Here is a 26,197-nt window from a genome sequence, read left to right on the forward strand (position 1 = left end):
GAACCGGCCCCGGGGCCGCCGGAGGAAGGCGGGCCCAGGGCCGGTTGCGGTGCGTGCCGGCGGCTCCGTCAGGAGAGCCGGCGGTTGAGTCCGGCGCGGCCGACGGCGTACGAGCCCAGTGCGGCCAGTACGACGCCGATGACAGGAGGCACGCCGAACTCGGCCTCCTTCGCGATCCAGGCGACGCCGCTGGCGACCGCGTAGACCGCGAGGTTCGGGATGTTGAGGGCGGGCAGGCGCTCACCCTCGGGCATGCCGCCGTGGCGCCACCGGGCGAAATAGTCGCCGATGACGACGCCGCCGAGCGGCGGGATGAAGACGCCGAGCAGCACCAGGTAGTCGACCAGGTGGTTCTGGACGCCGACCAGCGCGAGCACCGTGCCGATCACCGAGCCGTAGATGACGAACGGCGTCTTCTTGGGCTTCTCGAAGAGCTCCGCGCCCGCCACCCCGAAGGCGTACGCCGTGTCGGCGTTCGACTTCCACAGGTTGCCGAAGAGCAGCACCAGGCCCCAGGTGACCAGGCCGAGGTCGTAGAGAACGAGGACGAAGTCGCCCTGGCCGAAGGTCATCGCGCCGGTGGCGCCGAAGAAGATCATCAGGCCGTTGCCGATGAGGAAGCCGATCACGCAGGCGAGCAGCGCCTGGTTGCCGGAGCGGGCGAAGCGGGTCCAGTTGGGGGCCTGGGTGCCGGCGGAGACGAACGTGCCGACGACGGTCGTGATGGCGACGGCGGTCGTCATCGTCGCGTTCGGCTGGACGTCGGCCAGGCCGGACCAGCCGCCGACCTCGTCGAGGGAGCGGAAGAGCACCCAGAACGCGAGGATCAGGATGAGCGGGGTCGAGATCGCCGAGACCCAGTACATGCCGCGGTAGCCGTAGCAGGCGGTCAGGCACATGAGGACGCTCGTCGCGATCATGACGGCGGCCTTGGCGACGTCCGACTCCCACTCGAAGGCGGTCGCGGTGAGGTCGCCGATGGTGCCGATGACGACGCCGTACCAGCCGATCTGGGTGCCGCCGAGCAGGATCGAGCCGAGCTTGCTGCCCCGGTACCCGAGCACGTAGCGGGCCATCACGACGGTGGTCAGGCCGGTCTTGGCGCCGATCCAGCCGAGCAGGGCGACGTACGTGCCGAGAACCAGCGAGCCGAGCAGGATGACGCGCAGCAGGTCGCCGAGCGCGAACGCCGAGCCGAGCTGGGCGCCGGCGAGCATGGTCGGCGTGAAGACGGTGAACCCGAGCAGCACGACCGCGAGCGAGAGGAACGACTTGCGGGCGTGGAGCGGGACGGGGGTGACCGGGTAGTCCGGGTCGACGACGGCCTCGGCCGCGACCGGCGACTCCTGGCCGGCGGGGGCGCTCACGCCTCTTCCCCGATGTCCTCGGCCCACAGCTCCGGACGCTCGCTCATCATCTTCTCCATGAGCGCCCGGCAGACCGGGTCGTCGACGACGTCGACCACGACGCCGCGCGAGCGCAGCCACTCCTCGGACGCCTGGAAGCTCACGTTCTCGCCGACGACGATCCGCGGGATGTCGTAGAGGACCGAGGTGCCCGCGCACATGAAGCAGGGCGAGAGGGTCGTGTAGAGCGTGCTCCTGCGGTAGACGGAGGCCGGCAGCCGGCCGGCGTTCTCGATGCAGTCGGTCTCGCCGTGCCGGATGGCCGAGCCGAGCTGGATCCGGCGGTTGCGGCCCACGGCCAGCACCTGGCCGTCGTGGACGAGCGCGGCGCCGATCGGGATGCCGCCCTCCTCCCAGCCGAGCTGTGCCTGCTCGATCGCCAGGTCCAGGTAGCGGCGGTCGTCGTCGGTGATCATCCTGCGTCCTCCCAACGGGAAAGGGGGAAAGTGCGTGTCGCCGATCACACCACCAGAGGCGGACCCGACCGACAAGGGACATACTGTCCGGCATGACGTGCGTTCTGACTGACATCGTGGTCGGCTGACGTGGGCGCCAGCCTGGCCGAGGTGCTCTCCCTGCCGTCCTTCCGGGCGGCCGGGACGGAGGTGGTGCACGGGGACGTCGGCCGGGTGCAGGTGCGCTGGGTGCACTCCTCGGAGGTCTTCGAGATGGGCTCCCTGCTGGCCGGGGGAGAGGTGCTCCTGACCTCCGGGCTCGGCCTGCACGGGCGCACCGCCGAGCACCTCGGCGCGTACGTCGACCAGCTGGCCGACGCCGGGGTCGCGGCGATCGGGCTCGAGGTCGGCCGGACGTTCTTCACCGTCCCCGACTCGATCCTGGAGGCCGTTCGGCGCCGGGACGTGCCGCTCCTGGTCTTCCACCGGGTGGTGCCGTTCGAGCGGATGGTCGAGGACTTCCACGAGCTCCTCGTGCGCCGCAAGGTCGAGGCCGGCACCGGCGACGCCGGCTGGCGCGCCCTCACCCAGACGGTGATCGAGGGCCGCGGCCTCCGCGCGCTGCTCGACGAGACCTCCCGGCTGGCCGGGTGCGCGGTCGAGCTGCGCGACCCCGACGGGCAGACCGTCGAGCGGAGCCGGATCGCGTCGGTGAGCGGGGACGCCGCCGTCCAGGTGCAGGTCCGCGGCGAGGCCGGCGTGCACGGGACGCTGCGGCTGCTCGGCGCCGAGACCTCGCACCGGGTCCGGGTCGCCGAGGCGGCCGGCATCGCGGTCGCCCTCGAGCTCGGCCGCGGCGCCGGCGGCGGCCACCGGCCCGGTCCCCAGCAGTCCCTGGTCGCCGACCTCGTCGCCGGCGTCGTCGTCTCGCGCGCCGACGTCCTGCACCGCCTCGGCGACCTCGGCTGGCCCCCGCTGGAGGGGCGCCACCTCGTGGTCGCCGCGATCGAGGTCGACGCCGCCGTCCCGCTCACGGACGCCGTCGCCGCCACCGAGCGGGCCCTCGTGGACGACGGCCGCGGCGATCCCGCCGTCCTCGTCGGCACCAGCGGCGGGCACGTCGTCGTCGTGCACCGGGGCGGGCGGCGGGCCGTGCCCGCTCAGGTCCGCGACGACCTCACCGCGGCGGCCGAGCGGCTCGCCGCCCAGCTGCCCGGCCGGGTCCTGCTCGGCGCCACCACCCCGGTCGCCGACCCCGGCGACCTCTCCGCCGCGGTGGGCCGGGCCCGCCAGGTGGTCCGGACCGCACGCCGCTACGGCCGTCGTACCGGGGTCGTGATGGAGCGCGACGTCGCCCCGCACCGCCTCGTCACCCGGGCCGTCGACCCGCAGGTGCTGAGCGACTTCGTGCGCGAGCAGATCGGGCCGCTCATCGACCACGACCGCGAGCACCGCAGCGAGCTGCTGCGCACCCTCGACGCCTACCTGGCCTGCTCCCTGTCGAAGGCGCGGACCGCGGACCTGCTCGGGCTGCGCCGCCAGTCGCTCTACGACCGGCTGGCCCGGATCGAGCGGCTGCTCGGCGTCTCGCTGGACGAGGCCGACCACCGCACCGGGCTGGGCCTGGCCCTGCTCGGCTGGCGGATGCGGACCGGGCTCGATCCGCAGGTCGGCTTCGGCGGCTGAATCGCCTGATCCGTGGGAGCATCGTCCCGGTTGTTTCAGTCAGGCTGATCTGGTCCGCATCTGTCTCGTGCGGCCGGTGCCGCCGGAGATGGGGTGAGGCATGGCCGACGGACTTCGCAAGACCGCGCTGGCGCCCGTGCGCACGGCGACGACCCTGCGCGACGAGGTGCGCGAGAACGAGCGGCTCCGCCTGCTGCTGACGACCGGCGCCTTCCTCATCCCGGCGACGATCATCTGGATCTTCGAGGAGATCCCGCTCGCCTGGCGGGTCGTCGGGACGCTCGCCCTGCTCCTCACCGCGAGCCTGGTCGGCATCGTCGCGCTCAGTGCCCAGCTGCGGCAGCAGGACCGCCTCGAGGCCGAGCCGCTGCCCGCGGACCTGGGGTCCATCCCGGCGGCGGCCCGCGCGCACCGGGAGGTCCGGGACGGCGACCCGCTGCTCCTGGCCGCGCACCGCGCCGACTTCGTCGGGCTCACGTACAAGAGCCTCTCCGACATGCTCGACGAGGTGAACGCACGCGGCGCCCAGCTCGACGCGCTCACCACCGCGTGCCTCTACGTCTACGCGCTGCCGGTCCTCGAGCAGCTGCACCCGACGCTGCGCCACAGCAGCGGGCTCCTGCCCGAGTGGTCCCGCTCGATCGAGAACGCGATCGAGGGCCTGCGCCGGGCGGCGCCCGCGCTGCGCGAGCTCGACCTGGTGCTCCTCGACGCCGAGCCGGCCTTCACGATGTCGAGGGTCTGGACCGCGGACGACGCCGGCAGCGGCGTGCACCACCTGCGCTGGACGCCGGTCGTGGCCGGCACCGAGCCGAAGGACATGCCGACGCTCCGGTTCGAGTCGTCATCCGGCGACGTCGACGGAGCGGAGCTGTACCAGGCCTTCTCGCGCTTCTCCGAGGACCTCATCAGCCGTCGTGCCGTCCGCCGCTTCCCGCTGGTCCGGGCAGACCTGGGCTACGAGCGGGCCGACGTCGCCGGGCTCGTCGAGCTGCTCGCGAAGATCTCGACCCATCCGATCATGCGCCGCGACGACGTGTCGTTCGACGTCAGCATCACCGCCCCGGTCGCGCTCCTCGGCGAGCGCACCGCGCTCAAGCCGTGGGAGGTCCGCACCTTCTACGAGGCCTACCTCGACCCGGCCGGGTCGGTCGTCTCGTTCACCGCCGAGATGGCGCCCCGGCGTCAGCAGGCCACCATCCGCGTCGACGACGGAGCGCACGGCGAGGTCCGCACGGTGCCGGTCACCGAGAAGCACCGGCTGGCGGCGTTCGCGCTGATGACGCTGCCCGGCGCCGAGCCGTCGGTCCTGCTGGTCGACAAGCCGAAGGGGATCTGGGCGCTCGACGTGCCCGGCGGCAAGGTCGGCGTGGACGACGCCGACTGGCGCGCGACGATCCGCCGCGAGCTCGTCGAGGAGCTCGCGCTCGTGCTGCCCCCGGACGCGAACCTGCGCCAGGTCGCGTGGTCCTACGACCCGAAGTCCCAGAAGGAGGGCGTCCCCGTCCTCTCGGTGTACGCCGCGCACCTGCTCGAGCCGGAGCTCGCGTCCTACGCCCGCAGCTTCCTCGTCGGCAAGGACGGCGTCGCGGCCCGGCGGACGCTCGCGCTGCCGGCCGCCGATCTCCTCCGGCGCAAGGCGGCGCAGGGCGCCGACAACAGCTGGGCGGAGCCGCTGTGCCACGCGCCGCGGCGCGCCTTCGAGGCCGTGGTCCGGATGGCCGGGCGCTGAGGTGGCGGCGGACCGCCTGACCGGACGGCTCGTCCCGGGTGGCCCCTGGGAGCGTTTCGGCCGGTACAACGCCTACCACGTGGTGCGCGACGACGGCGCCGCGCTCGTCGTCCGGGCCCACGCGGGCGAGCTGGTCCCCGGCAGCACCGAGGACCTCGTCGCCTTCCTCTCCGGGTTGGGCGGTGCGCTCCCGCGGGGACCGATGACGCTCGAGCTCGACCCCACCTACGCGTGCGCGTCGGTGTCCTGCGGCGAGGTGTGCTTCTCGGCCGAGTACCGCGCGCAGCGACCGCGCGCGAGCATCGGCAGCGAGGCGCTGCGGCAGGCGATCTCCGCCTTCGCCGATGCCGGCGGCCGGGTGCTGCGCTTCGACGGCGGGGGAGACCCGTTGCTGCACCCCGACGTGCGCAGCGGGGCCGCGGTCCGGCTCGGGGCCGAGCTCGGGCTGAGGACGACGATCCTGACCTCGGGCGACCTGCTCCCCGCCACCGACTGGCGCGCCGTCGTCGACGCGGACTGCTACCTGCGGGTCTCCCTCAACGCCCACTCGACGCCGGTGCGCCGACGGGTGCACGGCAACAAGGTCGACATGGACCGGCTGTGGCACGTCCTGGCCCGCGCCTGCGAGCACGCACGCGCCGTCGGTCGCACGCCGGTCGGCGCGACCTTCCTGCTCACGCCCGACAACTACGCCGAGGTCGCCCTGGCGGCACGCCGAGCCCGGGAGGTCGGCGTGCGCCACTTCTCGGTGCGTCGCGTGCTGGGGCCGGACGCACTGCGCCGCCCGTTCGACCCGGCCGCCCGGGCCGCGCTGCCGGAGCTGCTCCAGGAGGTCGCCGAGCTCGACGCGGACGCCTTCCGGGTGTTCGTGCCGGCGCGCGACGTCGCCGAGTCCGACCTGTCGCCGCGGGCGGGGGACATCGCCGCGACGTCGTGCTGGCAGTCGGTGTTCAAGACGGTGCTCGAGCCCGCCGCGGGTCCCGACGACGTGCGGGTGCAGCTGTGCGGCCGGTACCGGGGCAGTGGAGTCGGCCAGGCGATGCAGCTGCCGCCGCTGGCCGCGGACGCCGATCCGGCGACCTGGGACCGGGCGTGGGCCCGCAGCTTCGAGGTCTACCCCGTGTCCCGGCCGGACCTGATCCGCACCTGCGTCAGCTGCATCGACCGCGGCTTCATCCAGATGATGGACCGCCTCGTCGCGTTCACCGCGATGGGGGCGCGACCGTTCACGATCGAGCACCTGTGGCTCGACCCGGAGAGCCTGGCGCGCTGCGAGCCCGGCATCGTCGTGGACGACGACGCCGGGCTCGCGATCGCTCCTGCGTGAGCGCGGAGCAGGTCAGCGGGCGCCCGCGGCCAGCTTGGCCCAGGTGGCGCTGTGCACGATGCCGTACGCCGGCAGCCCCACCTGCTTGCGGTAGGCGCTGACCGCCGAGGCCGTCCTGGCGTCGTACACGCCGTTGACGACGACCCGTGCGCCCGGCACCGCGATCTGCAGCGCGCGCTGCACCCGCCGTACGTCGCTGCCGCGCGAGCCGATCTTGAGCACCGGACGGGCGCCGGCGGCGTGGAGGGTGATCCAGTCCTTCTTGCGCCACTTGGTGCTGACGCCGGTGCCCGTGCGCCGCTGCCAGGCCTGCGCGGTGGCACGCGTTTTCTTGTTGAAGTTGCCGGTCAGGGCGCCGGTGTAGCCGGCCTTCTCGCGCAGCAGGCACTGCAGCGCCTTCACGAGCGTCGGGTCGGGGCGGTAGCTGCCGGAGCGCGGCATCACCTTGCGGTAGGTGAGGTCGACGCGGACGCCGCCGCAGTGGGTCTCGGCCGCGGGGGTGGAGTTGCCGAGGTCGAGGTAGTTGCGGTCGATGTTGATCGTCACGCCGCCCCAGGTCTCGTTGTGGCCGCCCTGGTACTGCTTCATCCGGCGCCCGGGCAGCCACCCGTCCGCACGGAGGTACGACGTCGAGGTGTTGGCCACGTTGTCCCAGCGGGCGACCCAGATCTGGTCGGGCACGACGACGTCGGCGCGCTTGGCCGCGCGGGCGTCGTCCAGGATCTTCATGCCGGAGCCGGCGCTGGAGTAGACGCCGGAGACGTAGCCGCGGTTGCGGATCCGCTGGGTCCACTTGGTGAGGAACGCCAGCGCGGACTCGCGGCAGGTCGCGTTCCGGTAGTCGGACCAGCCCTCGAGGTCGTACCAGAGGGTGCTGCCGGGGACGATGCCGAGCGCCTGCGCGGCGGCGACGGCCGTGTCGGCCTCGGCCTTGCCCTGGGCGCGCGCGGCGGCGTAGCTGTTGGTGCTGACGTTGCTGATCGTCGGGTCGATCTTCGCGCCGTAGCGCGGGAAGCGGCCCACGCAGCTCGACTGCGGGCCGAGCGAGATCGGGAGCAGCCGCCAGCCCTTCGCGAGCTGGGTGCTCACCCAGGTGGGGGTGAGGTTCGGCTGGCTGCGGCAGGCCCGCGAGTTGCCGGAGATGTAGATGCCGACCGCGAGGAACGGCGAGTGCTCGAGCCAGGCGTCCATCTTCTTCTGGGTCGGAGCCAGGCACTGGTCGAAGCCGTAGCCGGTGAAGTTGCCCGGGGTGACGGGGTTGGTGCTCTTCGCGCTGAGGTCGACCGGGGCGTCCGTCGTCGGAGCGGCGTCCGGGCGCAGCGGACCGAGGAGGGCGAGGGTGACGACGACGGCGAGAGCGCCGGTGGTGAGCGTCGCGACGCCCGCCAGGGACGCTCGGAGGCGGCGTGGTGAGCGGACGGTGACAGGCCGGGCAGGCATCGGAGATCTCCAGGGGAAGGTGGGGCGGGTCCGGTGAGTGCCGAGTCACGATAACCACAACATTCACACGAGTAACAGGGGTTCACTGGAACTACAACCGTGTAATTCACGGGCGGCCGAAGATCCTTCGGCGAGGCCAGCCGACGGCGACCGACCCGCACCGCAGCCGACCGCCTCCGGGAGGGACGCGGCGGCGGCCTCGCGAAGCCGGAGCGATAGATTTGCCCCGTGGCCGACACCGCTTCCGCACCTGCCCGTTCCACCCTCGACACCGTGGCCGTGGCGGCCGGCGACCCGGAGCGGGAGCAGCCGTGGGCCGAGCTCGGGCTGAAGGCCGACGAGTACGACCGGATCAAGGAGATCCTCGGTCGCCGTCCCACGAGCTCCGAGCTCGCGATGTACTCGGTCATGTGGAGCGAGCACTGCTCCTACAAGTCCTCCAAGGTGCACCTCAAGCAGTTCGGCGCCATCCCGCAGGAGACCCCGATCGGCCCGATGCTGGCCGGCATCGGCGAGAACGCCGGCGTCATCGACATCGGCCAGGGCTATGCGGTCAGCTTCAAGGTCGAGTCGCACAACCACCCGTCGTACGTCGAGCCCTACCAGGGCGCCGCGACCGGCGTCGGCGGCATCGTGCGCGACATCATCGCGATGGGCGCCCGGCCGGTGGCCGTGATGGACCCGCTGCGCTTCGGCCCGCTCGACGCCGACGACACCCACCGGGTGCTGCCCGGGATCGTGGCCGGTGTCGGCGGCTACGGCAACTGCCTCGGCCTCCCCAACATCGGCGGCGAGGCGGTCTTCGACGAGACCTACCTCGGCAACCCGCTCGTCAACGCGCTCTGCGTCGGCGTCCTGCGCCACGAGGACCTGCACCTCGCCAAGGCGTCGGGCACCGGCAACCGCGTCATCCTGTACGGCGCCCGCACGGGCGGCGACGGCATCGGCGGCGTCTCGGTGCTCGCCTCCGAGACGTTCGACGCCGACGGCCCGGCCAAGCGGCCGAGCGTCCAGGTCGGCGACCCGTTCATGGAGAAGCTGCTCATCGAGTGCACGCTCGAGCTGTTCCGCGCGGGCGTCGTCAACGGCATCCAGGACCTCGGCGGCGCGGGCCTGTCGTGCGCGACCTCCGAGCTGGCCTCGGCCGGCGACGGCGGCATGCGCTGCGAGCTCGACCGGGTCCCGCTGCGCGACTCCACGCTCTCGCCCGAGGAGATCCTCATGAGCGAGAGCCAGGAGCGGATGATGGCGGTCGTCGAGCCCGGCGACGTCGCCGCGTTCCTGGCGATCTGCGCCAAGTGGGACGTCGAGGCCGTCGACATCGGCGAGGTCACCGACACCGGCCGGCTCGAGATCACCTGGCACGGCGAGACCGTGGTCGACGTCCCGCCCCGGTCGGTGGCGCACGACGGCCCGACCTACCAGCGCCCGTTCGCCCGCCCGGACTGGCAGGACGGCCTCCAGGCCGACGGCGCCGAGGCGCTCGCCCGCCCGGGCACCGGCGAGGAGCTGCGCGCCACCCTGCTCCAGATGGTCGCCAGCCCCAACCTGTGCGACAAGTCGTGGATCACCGACCAGTACGACCGCTACGTCCAGGGCAACACCGTCCTCGCGCAGCCGGCCGACTCCGGCATGGTCCGGGTCGACGAGGAGACCCACCTCGGCGTCTCCGTCGCCACCGACTGCAACGGCCGCTTCGCCAAGCTCGACCCCTACGCCGGCGCCCAGCTCGCTCTCGCCGAGGCCTACCGCAACGTCGCCACCGGCGGCGCGCTGCCGCTCGCGGTCAGCGACTGCCTCAACTTCGGCTCGCCCGAGGACACTGACGTCATGTGGCAGTTCGCCGAGGCCTGCCGCGGCCTCAAGGACGCCTGCCTCGAGCTCGGCATCCCGGTCACCGGAGGCAACGTCAGCCTCTACAACCAGACCGGCGAGACCGCGATCCTGCCGACGCCCGTCGTCGCCGTCCTCGGCGTGATCGACGACGTGCGCCGCCGGACGCCGTCGTCCTTCCAGGCGGCCGGCGAGCGGGTCGTCCTGCTCGGCACCTCCCGCGAGGAGCTCTCCGGCTCCGAGTGGGCCCACGTCGTCCACGGTCACCTGGGCGGCCGCCCGCCGCAGGTCGACCTGGCCGCCGAGCGCTCCCTGGCCCGCCTGCTCAAGGACCTGGTCGGCATCGCCACCAGCGCCCACGACCTCTCCGACGGCGGCCTGGCCCAGGCGCTCGCCGAGGCGGCGATGGTCAGCGGCATCGGCGCTCGGGTGGCGCTCGACGGGGACGCCTTCGTCGGCCTGTTCGCCGAGTCGGCCGCCCGCGCGCTGGTCACCGTCGCGACCGACGACCTCGCCGAGCTGCGCGCACTCTGCGCCCGCCACGACGTCCCGCTGACCGAGCTCGGCACGACGGGTGGCGACGCGCTCGTCGTCGAGGGGCAGTTCGACGTCCCGCTCGCCGAGCTGCGCGCGGCCTGGACCGCGACGCTCCCGGCCGCGCTGGGCTGAGCCCGGGCGCCGCCGTCCGTAGCCCGGGCAGTTTCACCGCTTAGGCGGTGAAACTGCCGGTGGGCACAGGGAACTCCGTGGGCCCACGACCAGTTTCGTGCGCTCGCTTCGGCAGTTTCACCGCCTAGGCGGTGAAACTGCCGAAGGCTCGAAGAGCCCAGCCCGGGCGCCGCCCTACTTCAGCGTGGTGGTCGTCGTCACCGGCAGGTCGAGGTTCTGCTCGCCGTCGGTGCCGGTGCCCCACGCGGAGGTCAGCAGCAGCGTGTAGTCCTGCTCGACGGTGAGCTTCTTCGGCACCTTGTCGCCGACCGCGAAGATCACGTGGAACTCGGTCGTGCAGCTGCCGCTGGTGGTGCTGGGGCAGGTGGTCTGCTCGTTGTCCTGGTAGGCCTTCGTGGCCTCGATGTCGCCGAGGCGGAAGCTGCCGGCGACGCCGGTGGCGTAGTAGACGCCGCCTGACTTGAGGTCCTTGGCGACCTCGTTCCAGCGGCCGAGGGTGGTGCGGACGGTGAGGGCGAGCCAGCTCTGGCCGTCCTCGGCCCACGAGTCGCCGGCGTAGGGGAGGCGGACGGGGCGGGTGGTCGCGCAGGTGAAGGACGACGCGCCGACGAGCTTGCGGCCGTACTCGATGGTGCCGGTGCAGTCGGTGCGCTTGGTCTTGGGGGAGGGCAGGTCGTAGAGCGCCTCGGCGGCGCCGGCGTCGCGGTCGCCGGTGGTGAGGTCGACGCTCTGGGTGACGCCGTCGAAGTCGACCTCGAGGCGCGGGTCCTTGCCGGGGCCCGCGACGACGACGTAGAAGGACGTCGAGCCCTTGCCGGAGTCGTCCGGCGGCGGGATGCGGTAGCGGGCGCCGTCGGCGACCAGGTCGACGACCGGGCTGTCGGGGGTGTCGATGAAGGCGGCGTAGCGGCCGAAGGTGCTCGCGTCGTACTGCCAGGTGATGGGGACGAAGGTGCCGCCGTCGGGGGCGTCGAGCGCCTCGATCTGGCGGGTGTCGTCGGCGGAGAGCCGGTCGGTGGGCTTGCCGAGCGTGATCTCGAGCCGGCCGATGGGCAGTGCGAGCATCGACTCGTTGCCGGTGCCGGCGAACTGCGCGTCGTCCCGGGCCGGTACGACGTCGCCCGCCTGGACGCCCGTGTCGCCTCCGCACGCGACGAGGGCAGGGGCGAGGGCGAGCAGGCCGACGACGGCCACGGCGCAACGGCGAGGGGGGAGCATGGGCCCCATTGTGACGGTCCGGCCCCGACGCCGTGGGGAAGCGTCCGGGAAAGCCGCGGGATCGCCCCCGACGGCGCTCAGGGGCCGGCGAGCGTGAGCCCCGCGTCGTGCCGGGGCCAGTCGGCGGGCCGGGGCACGGTCCGCACCGAGCGCGAGAGCGTCGGGGCCAGCGCGGCGAGACCGGTCAGCACCGCGAGCGCGAGGATGGCGTCCCGGCCGCCGAGCACGGCGAGCAGCAGGCCGGCCAGCGCGGGGGCCAGCGGCATCGTCGCCATCGACACGAACTGCATCGCCGACTGGACCCGGCCGATCAGCTCGGGTGGGGTGGTCGCCATCCGGTAGGCGCCGACGCCCGCATTGCCGGCGGGGTTGAGGAACATCCCGAGCGCCCCGGCCAGGGCCATGCTCAGCGGGTGGTTCCACAGCGCGAGCGGGACCGCCAGCGGGACCCAGCTCCACGCGACGAGCACGGTCAGCGTGCCGGTCGCGAAGCGCTCGACGAGCACCGGGGCGACGATCGCGCCGAGGACGCCGAAGCCGCCGATCGCGGCCTGGGTGAGCCCGATCTGGGCCGCCGAGAAGTCCGCCTCGATCAGCCGGAGCAGGGCGACGAAGAAGAGGGCGTTGATCGTCAGGTTGACCGTCGGCGACCAGAAGAGCAGCACCCGCAGGAAGGGCCGGCGCCACACGAACCGGATCCCGTCGCCGACGTCGCGCAGCGGGCGGGACCGGGTGCGCTCGGGGTCGGGCCGGGCGGACAGGTCGGCGCGGACCCGCCCCAGCAGCAGCCAGCCGAGCGCGTAGGTCACCGCGTCGGCGGCGAACGGCGCCCACCGCGCGACGCCGTACAGGGCGCCGCCGAGGGGACCGCCGAGCAGGGCGGCGACGTGCTGGCGCGCCTGCTGCTGGCTGAGCGCCGTCGGCAGCTGCTCGTCGCTGACGATGGTGCGGATGGCGGCGTACTCGGCCGGGCCGAACAGGCCGGTGACGACGCCGGTCACGAGCAGCACGACCAGCAGGTGGGGGAGCGTGAGCGCGCCGGCCGCACCCGCGACGGCGAGCGAGGCGTAGAGCGCGAAGCCGGTGCCGAGCGAGATCCGCATCAACCGCAGCCGGTGCCAGCGGTCGGCGAGGACCCCGGCGGGCAGCAGCGCGGCGACCATCCCGGTCAGGAAGACGCCCTCGGCGGCGGCCGCCCAGAGCGGCGACCCGGTGAGCGCGTAGGCGACGAGCGGCGCCGCGAAGATCGTCACCCGCGAGCCCAGCTCGGCGACCGTCGCGCCGACCCAGAGCGCGGTGAAGTCGTGGTTGCGGGCGAGGGCGCGGAAGGCGGGCATATTGCGCACACTATGTTGCGCAACATGTGGTGCGCAATAGAGCGTGCGCATCTTCGCTAGGCTGGCCCCATGGTGCTGTACGACGACCCGCGGATCCTCCGCGCGATCGCCCACCCCACCCGCAACCGGGTGCTCCACGAGCTGTCCGCGGCCGGCTCGCTGCGGGCGGCCGACATCGCCCGGCGCATCGACGTGCCCGCCAACCAGGCGAGCTTCCACCTGCGCCAGCTCGCCAAGTACGGCCTGGTCGAGGAGGACCCCGAGGCCGCCCGGGACCGCCGGGACCGGGTCTGGCGGCTCGTCGACCCCCAGGGGATCCGGTTCCGCACCTCCGACATGCTCGCCCAGCCCGGCGGCCAGGCGGCGTACGCCGTCTTCCAGCGCAACGCCGTCGAGTGGGGCCGGCACCTGGTCGAGCGCGCGTTCACGCCGCCCGACGACGGCGCCCGGCCCGAGCGCAGCATCTCCGAGTGGGCGCTGCTCCTGACCCCGGGCGAGGCCGAGGAGCTCATGAACGAGATCGCCGACCTCGTCGACCGCCGTCGGCTCGCCGCCCAGCGGCCCGGCTCCGGCGGCGCGGACGACGAGCGCGAGACCTACTCGGTCTACCAGCTCATCCAGCCCTACCCGGGCCTGCCCGTCGACCAGCCGACCGAGGAGAACGACAGCTGATGCCCGCGCGCCTGCGCCCTGCCGACCCCGCCCTCGTCGCCGAGGCCCTCGCCCGGGTCGAGGCCGGGACCGCCGAGCGGGCCGACCTCCGGCTGCTCACCAAGCACTACCTGGCGCTGCTCGAGACCCGCGCCCCCGGCCGCTCGGTCGAGGTCCGGGTGCCGCCGTACGCCGCCGTCCAGGTGATCGAGGGCGTCCGGCACACCCGCGGGACGCCGCCGGCCGTGGTCGAGACCGACGCGGCCACCTGGATCGAGCTCGCCACCGGCCGGCTCGGCTGGGACGCCGCGCTCGACGGCGCCCGGGTGCAGGCGAGCGGCGAGCGGACCGACCTGACGCCGTACCTGCCGCTCAGCGCTTCGTGAGCTGCCCGGCGATCGTCGTGGCCTGCTCCTCGGTGAACGTCCCGCCGATCTGGACCCGGCCGTCCTCGACGGCGTCCTGGATCGTCGGCGCGCTGATCACCTCGCCGTCGAGCACGATCGCGAGCAGCTTGTTGGTGCCGGCCAGCTCGCGGGTCAGGGCGCCGAAGGCCGTGGCGGCCTGGGCGTCGAAGCGGAGCGAGACGACCCAGTCGGTGAGGTTCGCCGGCTTCTCGGCCTCGGCGCTCTCGACGCCGCCGGTGATCTCGGCCGGCGCGAGCCGGTAGACGATGCCGGACTCGTCGCACGCGATGGTCTCGGCGCCGGCCTTGGGCTGGCCGGCCGGGACGTCGCTGCAGTCCTCGGGCAGCGGCGTGCTCTCGGCGCCGTCGGCCGGGATGCCGGTGGCCTCGAGGACCCGGCGGAACTGCACCGGTCCGCTCGGGGCGGCGTCGTCGGAGGCGTCGTCGGAGGCCTCGTCGCCGGCCGCGGGGGAGTCGCCGGGAGCGGGGCTGGAGGCGGCGGCGTCGGCGCCGGAGCCGTCCTTGTCGGTGGCGTCGCCGTCGTCACCGCTGCCGCAGGCGGAGAGCGCGAGAGTGAGCGCAGCGGCAACGGTCGTGGCCTGGAGCATCCGAGAGAGTGCCATACCGCGATCATGCCTGACGGAGGTTCCGCACTAGGTTGGGGCCCATGACCGGACCCGTCTCCACCACTGACCTGCGCGCGCGCCTCGCCGAGCTCCTGCCCGGCGTCCGATCGGACCTCGAGGCCCTCGTCCGCATCCAGTCCGTCAGCGCCGATCCCGACCGCCTCGACCAGGTCGAGGTGAGTGCGCGGGCGACCGCCGACCTCTTCGCCGCCGAGGGGGTGGACGTCCAGATCGTGCGCGCCTTCGACGGCGCCCCGCCCGCCGTGATCGGTGAGAAGAAGGGGCCCGCGGGCGCGCCCACGGTGCTGCTCTACGCCCACCACGACGTGCAGCCCGAGAACGATCACGCCGAGTGGGACAGCGCGCCGTACGAGCCGACCGAGCGCAACGGCCGCCTCTACGGTCGCGGCGTCGCCGACGACAAGGGCGGCATCATGACCCACGTCGCCGCGCTGCGGATGCTCGGCGACGAGCTGCCCGTCACCGTTCGGCTCTTCATCGAGGGCGAGGAGGAGGTCGCCAGCGCGACCCTGCCCCAGCTCCTCGAGAAGTACGTCGACGAGCTGCGCTCCGACGTCATCGTGATCGCCGACTCGGGCAACTGGGACATCGGCGTCCCCGCGCTGACCACGAGCCTGCGCGGCCTGGTCCGCGTCAACGTCGAGGTCCGCACGCTGACCCACGCCGTCCACCAGGGCATGTGGGGCGGCCTGGTCCCCGACGCCCTGATCACCCTCTCGCGCCTCATCGCCTCGCTGCACGACGACGCCGGCCAGGTCGCCGTCGCCGGCCTGCACTCCGGCCCCGCCGCCGACGTCGACTACCCCGAGGAGCGGCTGCGCGCCGAGTCCGGGGTGGCCGAGGGCGTCCAGTGGGTCGGCTCCGGCCCCGCCGTCGAGCGGCTCTGGACCCAGCCCGCGCTGTCGGTCATCGGCCTCGACGCGCCCAAGGTCGACGGCTCGTCCAACACGCTCATCCCGTCGGCGCGGGCCCGCCTCGCGCTCCGCACCGCGCCCGGCGAGACGTCCGAGAACGCGCTGGCCTGCCTCAAGGCGCACCTCGAGAAGCACGTGCCGTGGGGCGCGCAGCTCACCGTCGACGTCGTCGACACCGGCGAGCCGATCGCGCTCGACGTCAACGGCCCGGCGTACGACGCCGCGCGGTCGGCTTTCGCCGAGGCCTGGGACGGCACCGCCCCGGTCGACATGGGCGTCGGCGGCTCGATCCCGTTCATCGCCGAGTTCCTCGAGACCTTCCCCCAGGCGGCGGTGCTGGTGACCGGCGTCGAGGACCCCGACACCCGCGCGCACGGCCCCAACGAGGGCCTGCACCTGGCCGAGTTCGAGAAGGTCCTGCTCGCCGAGGCGCTGCTGCTCCGCAACCTCGGCGCCTGATCGGAGCCCGCCGGCTCAGTCCCGGTCCTCGAGCGCCGCGAGCACCTCGCGCGCGGCCTCGAGGACCCCGGGCCGGGCGTCGGTCGCCGTCGCCGTCACCCGCACGGTGACGTTCCGCAGCCGGACCGTCAGCTCCAGGGCCCGGCTGCGCTCGACGAGCCAGGCGCTGTCGCCCAGGCCGGGCACGTCCTCGGCGCCGTCCTCGCGCGCCGGTGCGGGCGCCTCCGGCAGCCCCGCCTCGACGGCGACCGAGAACCGCCGCCCGCCACCCCACCAGCACGACGCGTCGACCCGCTCGTCGGCCGCGAGGCCGACCTGGGCGAGCGTCTCGCCGCTGACCGCGCGGCACGCGTCGAACACCTCCGCCGGGCGCAGGTCGCCCTCGCGCCAGGCCAGCCGGTCGAGGTAGGCCGACGTCGGCGTCCCGTCGGCCGGCAGCCGGTAGGCCCGCATCCCGTCCCGGCCCGCGGTGTAGGCGACGCCGTCGGCCACGAGCAGCGCCGCGCCGCGGACCCGCCCCAGCACGACCGGCTCGCCCGAGCCGTCGAGCGGCAGCCGGCGCAGCACGGCCGGCGCGTCCGGGAGCCACCCCGGCACCCGGTCGTAGGTGATCACGGCGTCCCCGGCGACGCCGGCCACCTCCTCCTGCGGGTCGAGCGGCTGGGCCGAGAGCTCCTCGCCGGTGCCCGCGTCGGAGACGACGAGCGCGCCGTCGTAGCCCTGCACCACACGGTCGTCGACGGTCGCGGTGAACAGCCCGAGGCCGCGGCCGACCACGCGGACCTGGCCCCCGTGCTCGACGTACAGGTCGCTGCCCCACTGGCCGCGCTCGGTGCCGACGACGAGAGGCGCGGCCTGGACCGGGAACAGGTTGCTGGCGTCGCGGGTCCGGAACGTCCGCACCCGGCGGCCGGTGTCGGTCTCGGTGACGGTCGCTCGGGTCTCGATCGTCGGGCTGCGCCGGAGGTTGAGCGAGGTCAGCGCGACCAGGTGCGGGCCGTCGGTGGTGTACTCGGCGTCGTCGGACCGCGACAGCACCGCCCCGTCGCGGACGTCGAGCCGCAGCGCCGCTCCGATCACGGTGTCGGTCACGGCGACGACCTTGGTGCCCGCGCCGGCGCCGTCGTACCGGGCGTCGTCCCAGTGGGAGGGGTGCTGGTCCCTGAGATCCTTGCGCCAGCGCAGCGCGCCGTCGTGGAGGTCGACGAGCGCGGCGGCCGCGCAGGTCTGCGGCTTCGCAGTGCGCTGCACGACCAGGGCCAGGAGGCTGTCGGGGTTGGGGGCGAGCGCGGTCGTGCAGATCCCGGGCGCCAGCGACCGGGTCCAGCGCACCGCGCCGGTCGCCCGGTCGAGGCCGGTCAGCGTCGCCTTGCCGGCCACCACGAGCAGGTCGTCGACCAGCCAGGCCCGGTCGCCGGTGACGCCTGCCGCGGTCCACGCGGGCGCGAGCTCGGGCAGCGCGGGGGCGGGGCGAGGGCCGGGGTCGTCGCCGGCATCGCACGCGGTGAGCAGTGCGGCGAGGAGCAGGCCGGCCAGGACGCGGGGGAGGAGCACGCTCGGAACCTCTCCGCGGGGCGGTCCGGGCAAACCGGCACCGACTATTCCCGCCAAAGTCTAGCGATCCACTAGACTCACCTCATGACGTCGACCCAGGCCGCCGCGCCCACCCCCGCCCCCCTCCGCGCGCGTACCCGCGTCGCGGTGATCGGCGGCGGTGCGAGCGGGGTCCTGACGGCGATCAACCTGCTCGTCCGCTCCGACGACCCGGGCCTCGAGGTGGTCGTCCACGAGGCCAGCGGCATCGTCGGGCGCGGCATCGCCTACGGCACCAACGACCAGCGGCACCTGCTCAACGTCCGGGCCCGGCACATGAGCGCCTTCCCCGACGCGCCCTCCGACCTGCTCGACTGGGCGCTGCGGACCGGGCGGGGCAGCGACCCGCAGGCGTTCCTGCCGCGCGCCGACTACGCGATCTACCTCCAGGACCGGCTCGCGGACGTCGCCGACGACCGGCTCCGGATCCGGGCCGGCCGGGTGCGCGACGTGGTCCCCACGGCGACCGGCTTCGACGTCGTCACCGAGCGCTCGACCGCGCCCGCGGACGCCGTCGTCCTCTGCCACGGCAACCAGCCGCCGCGGCCGCTCGCCGACCTCCCCGACGCGCCCTGGCACATCGGCAACCCGTGGCAGCTCGGCCGGCTCCGCGCCCTCCCTGCCGACGCCCGGGTGGTCGTGGTCGGCACCGGCCTGACCGCCGTCGACACCGTCATCACGCTGCTCGAGGACGGCCCCGAGCGCCACGTCACCATGCTCAGCCGCAGCGGCACCCTGCCCAAGCCGCACGTCGAGCAGGCGCACACCGCGTGGGTCACCAAGGTCCCCGACGACGCGGTGACCGCCGACCAGGTCGCCGAGGCCGTCGCCGAGGAGTGTCGCGCCGCCGCCGAGCGCGGAGTCGGCTGGCGCGCCGTCGTCGACGGCCTGCGTCCCCTCACCCAGGAGCTCTGGCGCCGCCTCCCGCACGACGAGCGGCGCCGCTTCCTCGACGTCCACGTGCGCGAGTGGGAGGTGCGCCGGCACCGGATGGCGCCCGAGGTCGCGCTGCGCCTCCAGCGATACCGCTACGACGGCCGGCTCACCATCCGGCCCGGCACCCTGCACGAGGTCGACGACCTCGGCGAGCGCTGCGCCGTCACCGCGGCGCCGGGTGCCACGCCGATCCCGGCCGACGCCGTCGTCAACTGCACCGGCCCCCTCGCCGACGTGCGGCGCAGCGCCGACCCGCTGATCCAGGCGCTGGTCGCCCGCGGCACGGTCGCTCCCGACCCGCTCGCGCTCGGCATCGACAGCACCGTCGACGGACGGGTCGTGGACGCGTCCGGCGCGGTCGTCGACGGCCTCTACGTGGTGGGACCGCCGCGCAAGGGCACGCTCTGGGAGTCGACCGCGATCCCCGAGATCCGGGCCCAGGCCGCCCAGGTCGCGAGCGCCGTGGTGGAGCGCACGTCTCGGAGCATCGCCGCCAACTGAGCGTTGCGGCCGATCGCCGGTACGCTGAAACCCGTGTGCGGAGTCTTCGGCGTATGGGCCCCGGGTGAGGACGTCGCCAAGCTGACCTACTTCGGCCTCTACTCCCTGCAGCACCGGGGACAGGAGTCCGCGGGCATCTCGGTCAGCAACGGGCGCCAGATCCTCGTCTACAAGGACATGGGACTCGTCTCCCAGGTGTTCGACGAGAACACCCTCGAGTCGTTCGCGGGGCACCTCGCGGTCGGCCACTGTCGCTACTCGACCACGGGCGCGAGCACGTGGCAGAACGCGCAGCCGACGTTCCGGCCCACCGAGGACGGCTCGATCGCGCTCGGTCACAACGGCAACCTGATCAACACCGCGGCACTCGCCGAGATGGTCAAGGAGCTGCCGAGCGACGACGGCGAGCTCGACATCCACGCGCGCGACCTCGAGGCGTCGACCAACGACACCAGCCTGGTCACCGCGCTGCTCGCGCACCACCCCGACCAGTCGCTCGAGGCGCGTGCGCTCGAGCTGCTGCCGCAGGTCGAGGGCGCCTTCTCCTTCGTCTTCATGAACGAGAACACGCTCTACGCCGCCCGCGACCCCGAGGGCATCCGGCCGCTCGTGCTCGGCCGGCTCGACCGGGGCTGGGTCGTCGCGAGCGAGGACGCCGCGCTGGCCACGATCGGAGCGAGCGTCATCCGCGAGGTCGAGCCCGGCGAGCTGATCGTCATCGACGAGGACGGCCTGCGCTCCCACAAGTTCGCCGAGCCGCGCCGCAAGGGCTGCGTGTTCGAGTACGTCTACCTCGCCCGCCCCGACGCCACCATCGCCGGGCGCAGCGTCCACGAGGCGCGCGTCGAGATGGGCCGCCAGCTGGCCCGGGAGTTCCCGGTCGAGGCCGACCTGGTGATCCCGGTCCCCGAGTCCGGTACGCCGGCCGCGTCCGGCTACGCGCTCGAGAGCGGCATCCCGTTCGGCCAGGGCTTCGTCAAGAACGCCTACGTCGGCCGCACCTTCATCCAGCCGTCGCAGACGCTGCGCCAGCTCGGCATCCGGCTCAAGCTCAACGCGCTGGAGCACATGATCCGCGGCAAGCGGGTCGTCGTCGTCGACGACTCGATCGTGCGCGGCAACACCCAGCGCGCCCAGGTCCGGATGCTCCGCGAGGCCGGCGCGCTCGAGGTGCACGTCCGGATCTCCAGCCCGCCGGTGAAGTGGCCGTGCTTCTACGGCATCGACTTCGCGACGCGGGCCGAGCTGATCGCCAACGGCCTCGACGCCGCCGAGATCGCCGCCAGCGTCGGCGCCGACAGCCTCGGCTACATCTCGCTCGACGGCATGGTCGAGGCGACCGGCCAGCCGCAGGCCACCCTCTGCACCGCGTGCTTCACCGGCGACTACCCGATCGAGCTGCCCGACGAGAGCCTGCTCGGCAAGCACCTGCTGGAGGCGACGCTCGCCCCCAGCACGCACGGCGAGGCGCTGCCCGTCTTCAACAACCCGTGACACCCAGCAAGGAGACCGAGGGAATCGTGGCCGACAACGCCTATGCCCGTGCCGGCGTCGACATCGAGGCCGCGGACCGCGCCGTCGACCTGATGAAGGAGTGGGTCGAGAAGGCCCGCCGTCCCGAGATGCGGGGTGGCCTGGGCGGCTTCGCCGGCCTCTTCGACGCCTCGGCCCTGCTGTCCTACCGGCGCCCGCTGCTGGCGACCTCGACCGACGGCGTCGGCACCAAGGTCGCCGTCGCCCAGATGGTCGACAAGCACGACACCATCGGCTTCGACCTCGTCGGCATGGTCGTCGACGACCTCGTCGTCTGCGGTGCCGAGCCGCTCTTCATGACCGACTACATCGCCACCGGCAAGGTCGTCCCCGAGCGGATCGCGGCCATCGTCAAGGGCATCGCCGAGGCGTGCGTCGAGGCCGGCTGCGCGCTCGTCGGCGGCGAGACCGCCGAGCACCCCGGCCTCCTCGCCCCCGACGAGTACGACGTCGCCGGCGCCACCACCGGCGTGGTCGAGGCCGACGCCCTGCTCGGCGCCTCCCGGGTGCGCGAGGGCGACGTCGTCATCGCGATGGCCGCCAGCGGCCTGCACTCCAACGGCTACTCGCTGGCCCGCCACGTCTTCTTCACCCAGGCCGGCTGGAGCGTCGAGCGCCACGTCGACGAGCTCGGCCGCACCCTCGGCGAGGAGCTCCTCGAGCCGACCCGCCTCTACACCAAGCCCTGCCTCACGATCGCCCGCGAGACCGAGACCCACGCCATGGCCCACGTGACCGGCGGCGGCCTCGCCAACAACCTCGCGCGCGTCATGCCGCCCGAGCTCAAGGCGACCCTCGACCGCGCCACCTGGACGCCGGGCCCGGTCTTCGACCTCGTCCGCCGCCTCGGCGACGTCGCCCAGCCCGACCTCGAGGCCACCCTCAACTGCGGCGTCGGCATGGTCGCCCTCGTCGCCCCCGACGCCGTCGACGGCGCCCTGGCCCGCCTCGCGGAGTCCGGGATCGACAGCTGGGTGGCCGGCGACGTCACGGTCGATCCCGACCAGAAGGGCACCGTCGAGCTGGTCGGCCAGCACCCCGGCTGGTGACCTCGGCCTCACCGGCGCGCGGGGGTGGTGCCCGACGTGCGGGAACACCCACCGGCCATGTACCGTTGGCCCCACGAGACTCTGATTCAGCAGTCCGGGGCCCGGAGGGTTCCCGGCCAAGTGTGCGAGGGGGCTGGACCCTATGGGCCGCGGCCGTGCGAAAGCCAAGCAGACGAAGGTCGCTCGCGACCTGAAGTACCGCACTCACGAAACGGATCTCGGCGCACTCGCGCGTGAGCTCCACGGTGAGCCGGATGAGGTCGAGAAGACGCCGGTGGACGACGTCGACCTCGACAAGTGGTCGGACTACGCCGACCCCCGCGCCGACTGAGCCCTGCCGCGCGCGGCGCGTCAGCGCTGCTGACGCATCACGACGACGTCCCCGTGCGTGCCGTAGCCGGCCAGGGTCCCCCCGGCCGGTCGGCCGTTGAACGTCACCCACCGCCACTCGTCGCCCGGCACCGCCGGGTCGGGCGGGACGACGCTCGGCCACGGGATGTTCGTCGGGTACGGCGCCCTCAGGGTGCCGACCTCGCGCAGTGAGGTGTCGAAGACCGGGAACCGGGCACGCGTCGCCCGGCGGTTGTCCCTGCCGTCACTGGCGAGGACCCGCCAGGTGGCGCCGTCCCGGAGCAGCGTCGTGCCCTCGGTGGCGCGGCGGTCGGTGGCGGCCCCGCGCAGCGTGAGGTCGTCGAGCGTGGGCCCGCTTGCGAGCGCGGGGTGGAAGTCGAAGAACCTCCGCGCGCTCACGTAGCCGACCAGCCACTCGCCCGTGGCCGGGTCGCGGACCAGGTGCGGGTCCCAGGTGCCGACGCTCGGGGTGCACTCGGGCGCCGGCAGGGCGAGCTCGCGGGTGGGCAGCACGTGCTGCCCGCTGGTGAGGTCGGCGCTCGACTCGGCGAGCGTCACCCGCAGCACGCCCGGCACCCGCGCGTGCCGGTCGGCGGGGAAGTCGGACCAGGTGCTGGTCGCGACCAGCCAGCGGTCGCCGTCGCGGAGCAGGTGGGTGGCGTGGTCGCCGTACACGCCGGGGCGGTCGGGGCGGCCGAAGAAGAGGTCCGCCCGGTGCTCGACCCGGTCGTCGGCCGTCAGTGCCCACAGCGACGTGTGCGCGGTGTCGAAGAAGCCCGGGCCCGCGCTCGTCGCGGTGAGCAGCACCTCGCCCCCGCGCCGGTACGGCGTCCCGTCGGCGTGCGAGACCAGCCGCACGTCGCGCAGCCCGAGCTGGCCGAAGGGTCCGGTCCGGACGCCGGTCACGGCTCCCGACCCCGATCCGCGGAGCCCACCCGCCCAGCCCGCCGCGCGGGTGTCGGGTCCGCCCACCTCGCGCAGGTCGACCCGCCCGCGGACCACCCAGGCCCCGTCCTCGCGGGTGAGCACGGCGAGGTGGCTGCCGGTCAGGGTCAGCCCCAGCCGGGACGGCGTCGCGCGGGTCCGGCCGTGGCGCCGGCTGCGCAGCGGCCGCTCGCCGACCCGGAGCGAGGCGCGCTGCCCGTCGAGCCGGACCGCGAGCCGGGTGCCGTCCGGGTGGGTCAGCGCGAGCTCGGCGCCGGCCCCTTCGCCGGCGCCGGTCAGGTCGAGGTCCGCCTCGACCGCCGCGAAGGGGGCGACGAGGGCTGCGCCGGGGCGGCCCACCAGCGCGATCGGCCGGTGCCGGGCCACGATCTCGAACGCCGGGAGCACCCGCGCAGGCTACCGACCCGGGGGATGATCGACCCGTGCCCCCCGTCACCCCCGTCACCCTCGCCCCCCTCACCGGCGGTCACGGCATCGCCCTGACCTCCGCCCGACCCGGGCCCGACCTCGCGGCCGCCGGCTGGTCCGAGACCGAGTACGCCGCGTCCGGCACCGCGCAGGCCGTCGACCCCGCGCTGGGCTCGGCCGGGTTCGCCACCCGCGTCGTCGTCCGGCGCCCGGTGACGGCGCCCGCGAGCGGGACGCTCGTCGTCGAGTGGCTCAACGTGAGCAGCGGGGCCGACGCGGCGCCGGACTGGACCTACCTGGCCGACGAGCTCGTCCGGCAGGGGCACGCGTGGGCGGGCGTCTCGGCGCAGCACAACGGCGTGGTGAGCGGGACAGCGGCGGTCGCGGTCGAGGGGGTCGCGCTTCAGGGGCTGACCGGCCTCGACCCCGAGCGGTACGGCGACCTGCACCACCCCGGCGACGCCTTCGCCCACGGCATCTTCACCGAGGTCGCCCGGGCGCTCGCCGCCGAGACCGGCGCCACGACCGTGCTGGCGATCGGCGAGTCGCAGTCGGCCTACCTGCTCACCACCTATGTCAACGAGGTGCACCCGCGGGAGCTCTTCTTCGACGGCTTCCTGATCCACAGCCGCGGCGACGTCGCCGCGCCGCTCGGCGAGATCGGTCGCGGGATCGACCTGATGGCCGCGCGGGCGAGCGGGGTGCCGACGCCGCTGCGCGACGACCTCGACGTGCCGGTGATCGTGCTGCAGAGCGAGGGCGACCTGCTCGGCCGGATGAACTACCTGCCCGCACGCCAGCCCGACGGTCCGCTGCTGCGGGTCTGGGAGGTGGCCGGCGCGGCCCACGCCGACTACTTCCAGATCGGCGAGTTCGAGGCCTTCCTCGGCTGCGCCGACCCGGTCAACCGCGGCCAGCAGGTGTACGTCGTCCGCGCCGCGCTGCGCCACCTGGACCGGTGGGCGCGTGGGGGAGCGCCCGCGCCGTCCGCCGTGCCGCTGGAGATCGTCGACGGGGCGTTCGTCCGCGACGAGCTCGGCATCGTCCGCGGTGGCGTCCGGACGCCGGTCGTCGACGCGCCCGCCGACGTGGTCGTGGGCGAGGCGGCGCCGGGTGCCTCGGCCATCTGCGGGCTGTTCGGCCGCACCCTGCCGCTCCCGGCCGGGGCCGGTGAGCGGCGCTGGGCGACGCGTGACGACTACGTGGCGGCGTACACCGCGGCGACGGACGCCGCCGTCGCCGCGGGCTTCGTGCTGGCCGAGGACCGGGTGGCGGTCCTGGGGGAGCTGCGGACGCCCTGACTCAGGACGCCGCGTACCCGCCGTCGACCAGGTGGTAGCTGCCGGTGATGAACGTCGCCGCGTCGGAGGCGAGGAAGGCGACCAGGTGGGCGACCTCCTCGGAGGTGCCGAGGCGGCCGGTGGCGTGCCGGTCGGCGAGGGCCTGCTGGGTCGCGGCGTCGAGGTTGGCCTCGAGCAGCGGGGTCGAGATGAAGCCGGGGCCGACGGCGGTGACGCGCACGCCCTGCCCGCTGTGCTCGAGCGCGGCGTTCTTGGTGAGCCCGAGCAGGCCGTGCTTGGTCGTGACGTACGCCGACGAGCCGGCGATGCCGACCGAGGCGAGCACCGAGGCCATGTTGACGATCGCGCCGCCGCCGTTGGCCGCGATCGCGGGCACCTGGGCGCGCACGCCGTAGAAGACCGCGTTGAGGTTGACCTCGACCACCTTGCGCCAGCTGTCGATCGGGTACTCGCCGACGGGCGCGTCGGCGCCGCCGATGCCCGCGTTGTTGACGGCGATGCGCAGGGGAGCGAGCTCCTCGGCGGCGGTGACCAGGGCGGCGGCGACCTCGGGGTCGCTCACGTCGCCGACGAAGGGCGCGGCGGTGCCGCCGGCCTCGGTGATCGCCGTGGCGACCTCGCCGGCGGCGGTGGCGTCGATGTCGGCGACCAGGACGGCCGCTCCGTTGGCGGCGAGCAGCTCGGCGACGGCGCGGCCGATGCCCGAGCCCCCTCCGGTCACGATCGCAGAGCGGTCGGCAACGTCATAGGTGGCCATGTCTTCCTCCGGTTTCCGGGCCGCGTCCGCGGCCTCCGTCTCTATCCGACACCCGTCGGTTAGAGATCTAACCGACGGGTGTCGCATAACATTCCGGCCATGGATCCGCGCCAGGCCCGCAGCCGCGCCCGCCTCCACGAGGCCGTGCTCCGGCTGGCCGCCGAGCAGCCGATCGCCGACCTCTCGATGACCGCGGTCGCCGCCGCGGCGGGGGTGCACCGCTCGACCGTCTACCAGCACGCCGGCTCCGTCGACGAGCTGCTCCAGCAGGCACTGGGCGCCGAGCTCGACCAGCTGCGCGCCGGCCTGCCGGCCCCCGGGGCGCCACCGGCGGAGGCCGCCCGCGCGGTCACCGCCGTGACCCGCGGCGTCCTGGAGCACGTCGCCCGCCATGCCGGCCTCTACCGGGCCGGGCTGGCCGCGGGCGACGCCGACCACGGCCTGCGCGGCATGCTCGGGCGCCACTTCCTGGAGAGCGGCCGGCTGCTGCGCGAGGTCTCCGGCGTGGCGCCGTCGCTCGACGTCCCGGGGCAGCCGCAGGCCGCCGTGGCGGAGGTGGCGGCCCGGTTCATCGCCGACGGAACGGTCGGGGTCATCGCCGCCTGGCTGGACCGGCCGGAGCTGTCGGTGGACGACCTGCTCGAGATCTACGTGCGGCTGCTTCCCGACTGGTGGCCGCGGGACCTGACCGCGGGGGAGTGAG

22 protein-coding genes are annotated in these 26,197 nt (G+C 74.1%); 13 read left to right on the plus strand and 9 right to left on the minus strand.

Annotated elements, in window-relative coordinates; genetic code table 11:
* Positions 1-68 precede the first annotated feature (68 nt).
* Entirely contained in the window at positions 69-1,367 is a 1,299-nt protein-coding gene (gene codB / locus BM223_RS02960) for a cytosine permease (protein WP_038681766.1), read from the minus strand.
* Positions 1,364-1,822 (minus strand): nucleoside deaminase, encoded by a 459-nt coding sequence (locus BM223_RS02965; protein WP_038681764.1) that lies wholly within the window; start codon positions 1,820-1,822, stop codon positions 1,364-1,366. Before BM223_RS02965 ends, codB begins: the two co-directional genes overlap by 4 nt.
* Positions 1,823-1,951: 129 nt before the next feature.
* Between BM223_RS02965 and BM223_RS02970 the strand changes: the two genes are divergently transcribed.
* The 3 genes from BM223_RS02970 (at position 1,952) to BM223_RS02980 (ending at position 6,546) form a co-directional block, all read left to right on the plus strand.
* Entirely contained in the window at positions 1,952-3,487 is a 1,536-nt protein-coding gene (locus BM223_RS02970; protein WP_038681762.1) for a PucR family transcriptional regulator, read from the plus strand.
* A 100-nt stretch (positions 3,488-3,587) separates the two neighbouring features.
* Positions 3,588-5,219 (plus strand): NUDIX domain-containing protein, encoded by a 1,632-nt coding sequence (locus BM223_RS02975; protein ID WP_038681760.1) that lies wholly within the window; start codon positions 3,588-3,590, stop codon positions 5,217-5,219.
* A 1-nt stretch (position 5,220) separates the two neighbouring features.
* Complete coding sequence (locus BM223_RS02980) at positions 5,221-6,546, plus strand: radical SAM protein (RefSeq protein WP_038681758.1); 1,326 nt, start codon at positions 5,221-5,223, stop codon at positions 6,544-6,546.
* 12 nt (positions 6,547-6,558) lie between these two features.
* On the opposite strand, the gene BM223_RS02985 is transcribed toward BM223_RS02980, so the two are convergent.
* Positions 6,559-7,986: a glycoside hydrolase domain-containing protein gene (locus tag BM223_RS02985; protein ID WP_052139027.1), complete on the minus strand. Its 1,428-nt coding sequence runs from the start codon at positions 7,984-7,986 to the stop codon at positions 6,559-6,561.
* 228 nt (positions 7,987-8,214) lie between these two features.
* On the opposite strand from BM223_RS02985, the gene purL reads away from it, so the two are divergent.
* Positions 8,215-10,488 (plus strand): phosphoribosylformylglycinamidine synthase subunit PurL, encoded by a 2,274-nt coding sequence (purL, locus tag BM223_RS02990; protein ID WP_038681756.1) that lies wholly within the window; start codon positions 8,215-8,217, stop codon positions 10,486-10,488.
* 174 nt (positions 10,489-10,662) lie between these two features.
* Here purL and BM223_RS02995 read toward each other — a convergent pair whose 3' ends face one another.
* Together BM223_RS02995 and BM223_RS03000 are read right to left on the minus strand one after the other, a co-directional pair.
* Entirely contained in the window at positions 10,663-11,706 is a 1,044-nt protein-coding gene (locus BM223_RS02995) for a hypothetical protein (RefSeq protein WP_141267378.1), read from the minus strand.
* A gap of 77 nt (positions 11,707-11,783) precedes the next feature.
* Complete coding sequence (locus BM223_RS03000; RefSeq protein ID WP_038681751.1) at positions 11,784-13,043, minus strand: MFS transporter; 1,260 nt, start codon at positions 13,041-13,043, stop codon at positions 11,784-11,786.
* Positions 13,044-13,112: 69 nt separating this feature from the next.
* Here BM223_RS03000 and BM223_RS03005 point away from each other — a divergent pair, with 69 nt between their 5' ends.
* Together BM223_RS03005 and BM223_RS03010 are read left to right on the plus strand one after the other, a co-directional pair.
* Entirely contained in the window at positions 13,113-13,715 is a 603-nt protein-coding gene (locus BM223_RS03005) for a winged helix-turn-helix domain-containing protein (protein WP_052139026.1), read from the plus strand.
* Positions 13,715-14,080, plus strand: coding sequence for a sterol carrier family protein (locus BM223_RS03010; protein ID WP_052139025.1), 366 nt, complete (start codon positions 13,715-13,717; stop codon positions 14,078-14,080). Before BM223_RS03005 ends, BM223_RS03010 begins: the two co-directional genes overlap by 1 nt.
* Here BM223_RS03010 and BM223_RS03015 read toward each other — a convergent pair.
* On the minus strand, positions 14,067-14,723 hold the full coding sequence (locus BM223_RS03015; protein ID WP_141267377.1) for a SecDF P1 head subdomain-containing protein: 657 nt from the start codon (positions 14,721-14,723) through the stop codon (positions 14,067-14,069). The two genes, BM223_RS03010 and BM223_RS03015, sit on opposite strands and share 14 nt — an antisense overlap.
* A gap of 44 nt (positions 14,724-14,767) precedes the next feature.
* Here BM223_RS03015 and BM223_RS03020 point away from each other — a divergent pair, with 44 nt between their 5' ends.
* Complete coding sequence (locus tag BM223_RS03020) at positions 14,768-16,120, plus strand: dipeptidase (RefSeq protein WP_038681740.1); 1,353 nt, start codon at positions 14,768-14,770, stop codon at positions 16,118-16,120.
* A 15-nt stretch (positions 16,121-16,135) separates the two neighbouring features.
* On the opposite strand, the gene BM223_RS03025 is transcribed toward BM223_RS03020, so the two are convergent.
* A complete protein-coding gene (locus BM223_RS03025) occupies positions 16,136-17,674 on the minus strand; it encodes a PQQ-binding-like beta-propeller repeat protein (protein WP_038681738.1) in 1,539 nt (512 codons plus the stop codon).
* Positions 17,675-17,758: 84 nt separating this feature from the next.
* Here BM223_RS03025 and BM223_RS03030 point away from each other — a divergent pair, with 84 nt between their 5' ends.
* The 4 genes from BM223_RS03030 to BM223_RS03045 all read left to right on the plus strand — a co-directional run bounded on the left by BM223_RS03030 (position 17,759) and on the right by BM223_RS03045 (position 22,063).
* Positions 17,759-19,150, plus strand: coding sequence for an FAD/NAD(P)-binding protein (locus BM223_RS03030; RefSeq protein WP_052139024.1), 1,392 nt, complete (start codon positions 17,759-17,761; stop codon positions 19,148-19,150).
* A gap of 33 nt (positions 19,151-19,183) precedes the next feature.
* Positions 19,184-20,644 carry an amidophosphoribosyltransferase gene (gene purF, locus BM223_RS03035; protein ID WP_235319055.1) on the plus strand — a complete coding sequence of 487 codons (1,461 nt, stop codon included), beginning with the start codon at positions 19,184-19,186 and terminating at the stop codon, positions 20,642-20,644.
* A 26-nt stretch (positions 20,645-20,670) separates the two neighbouring features.
* Positions 20,671-21,732, plus strand: a complete 1,062-nt coding sequence (gene purM, locus BM223_RS03040; protein WP_200887198.1) for a phosphoribosylformylglycinamidine cyclo-ligase — start codon at positions 20,671-20,673, stop codon at positions 21,730-21,732.
* A gap of 142 nt (positions 21,733-21,874) precedes the next feature.
* Positions 21,875-22,063 carry a DUF3073 domain-containing protein gene (locus tag BM223_RS03045; RefSeq protein ID WP_038681736.1) on the plus strand — a complete coding sequence of 63 codons (189 nt, stop codon included), beginning with the start codon at positions 21,875-21,877 and terminating at the stop codon, positions 22,061-22,063.
* 20 nt (positions 22,064-22,083) lie between these two features.
* Here the strand turns inward: BM223_RS03045 and BM223_RS03050 are convergent, their stop codons facing one another.
* Positions 22,084-23,415: a hypothetical protein gene (locus tag BM223_RS03050; protein ID WP_052139022.1), complete on the minus strand. Its 1,332-nt coding sequence runs from the start codon at positions 23,413-23,415 to the stop codon at positions 22,084-22,086.
* A 35-nt stretch (positions 23,416-23,450) separates the two neighbouring features.
* Between BM223_RS03050 and BM223_RS03055 the strand changes: the two genes are divergently transcribed.
* Positions 23,451-24,737 carry an alpha/beta hydrolase domain-containing protein gene (locus BM223_RS03055; RefSeq protein ID WP_038681734.1) on the plus strand — a complete coding sequence of 429 codons (1,287 nt, stop codon included), beginning with the start codon at positions 23,451-23,453 and terminating at the stop codon, positions 24,735-24,737.
* A 1-nt stretch (position 24,738) separates the two neighbouring features.
* Here BM223_RS03055 and BM223_RS03060 read toward each other — a convergent pair whose 3' ends face one another.
* The gene (locus tag BM223_RS03060) at positions 24,739-25,494 is read right to left on the minus strand and encodes an SDR family NAD(P)-dependent oxidoreductase (RefSeq protein ID WP_038681732.1); all 756 of its coding nucleotides are present in this window, start codon (positions 25,492-25,494) and stop codon (positions 24,739-24,741) included.
* 99 nt (positions 25,495-25,593) lie between these two features.
* Between BM223_RS03060 and BM223_RS03065 the strand changes: the two genes are divergently transcribed.
* Positions 25,594-26,196: a TetR/AcrR family transcriptional regulator gene (locus BM223_RS03065; protein ID WP_038681730.1), complete on the plus strand. Its 603-nt coding sequence runs from the start codon at positions 25,594-25,596 to the stop codon at positions 26,194-26,196.
* Position 26,197 lies beyond the last annotated feature (1 nt).

It is taken from the genome of Pimelobacter simplex, from assembly GCF_900114845.1.
GTDB classification, from domain to species: Bacteria; Actinomycetota; Actinomycetes; order Propionibacteriales; family Nocardioidaceae; genus Nocardioides; species Nocardioides simplex.

Bases quoted from the DNA above. Each gene is read 5' to 3' on its own strand.
- BM223_RS02965 (WP_038681764.1), bottom strand. From the start codon at position 1,822: ATGATCACCGACGACGACCGCCGCTACCTGGACCTGGCGATCGAGCAG.
- BM223_RS03005 (WP_052139026.1), top strand. From the start codon at position 13,113: ATGGTGCTGTACGACGACCCGCGGATCCTCCGCGCGATCGCCCACCCC.
- BM223_RS03030 (WP_052139024.1), top strand. From the start codon at position 17,759: ATGACGTCGACCCAGGCCGCCGCGCCCACCCCCGCCCCCCTCCGCGCG.
- BM223_RS02975 (WP_038681760.1), top strand. From the start codon at position 3,588: ATGGCCGACGGACTTCGCAAGACCGCGCTGGCGCCCGTGCGCACGGCG.
- BM223_RS03045 (WP_038681736.1), top strand. From the start codon at position 21,875: ATGGGCCGCGGCCGTGCGAAAGCCAAGCAGACGAAGGTCGCTCGCGAC.
- BM223_RS02985 (WP_052139027.1), bottom strand. From the start codon at position 7,986: ATGCCTGCCCGGCCTGTCACCGTCCGCTCACCACGCCGCCTCCGAGCG.
- BM223_RS03000 (WP_038681751.1), bottom strand. From the start codon at position 13,043: ATGCCCGCCTTCCGCGCCCTCGCCCGCAACCACGACTTCACCGCGCTC.
- BM223_RS02995 (WP_141267378.1), bottom strand. From the start codon at position 11,706: ATGCTCCCCCCTCGCCGTTGCGCCGTGGCCGTCGTCGGCCTGCTCGCC.
- BM223_RS03020 (WP_038681740.1), top strand. From the start codon at position 14,768: ATGACCGGACCCGTCTCCACCACTGACCTGCGCGCGCGCCTCGCCGAG.
- BM223_RS03065 (WP_038681730.1), top strand. From the start codon at position 25,594: ATGGATCCGCGCCAGGCCCGCAGCCGCGCCCGCCTCCACGAGGCCGTG.
- BM223_RS03015 (WP_141267377.1), bottom strand. From the start codon at position 14,723: ATGGCACTCTCTCGGATGCTCCAGGCCACGACCGTTGCCGCTGCGCTC.
- BM223_RS03010 (WP_052139025.1), top strand. From the start codon at position 13,715: ATGCCCGCGCGCCTGCGCCCTGCCGACCCCGCCCTCGTCGCCGAGGCC.
- BM223_RS03060 (WP_038681732.1), bottom strand. From the start codon at position 25,494: ATGGCCACCTATGACGTTGCCGACCGCTCTGCGATCGTGACCGGAGGG.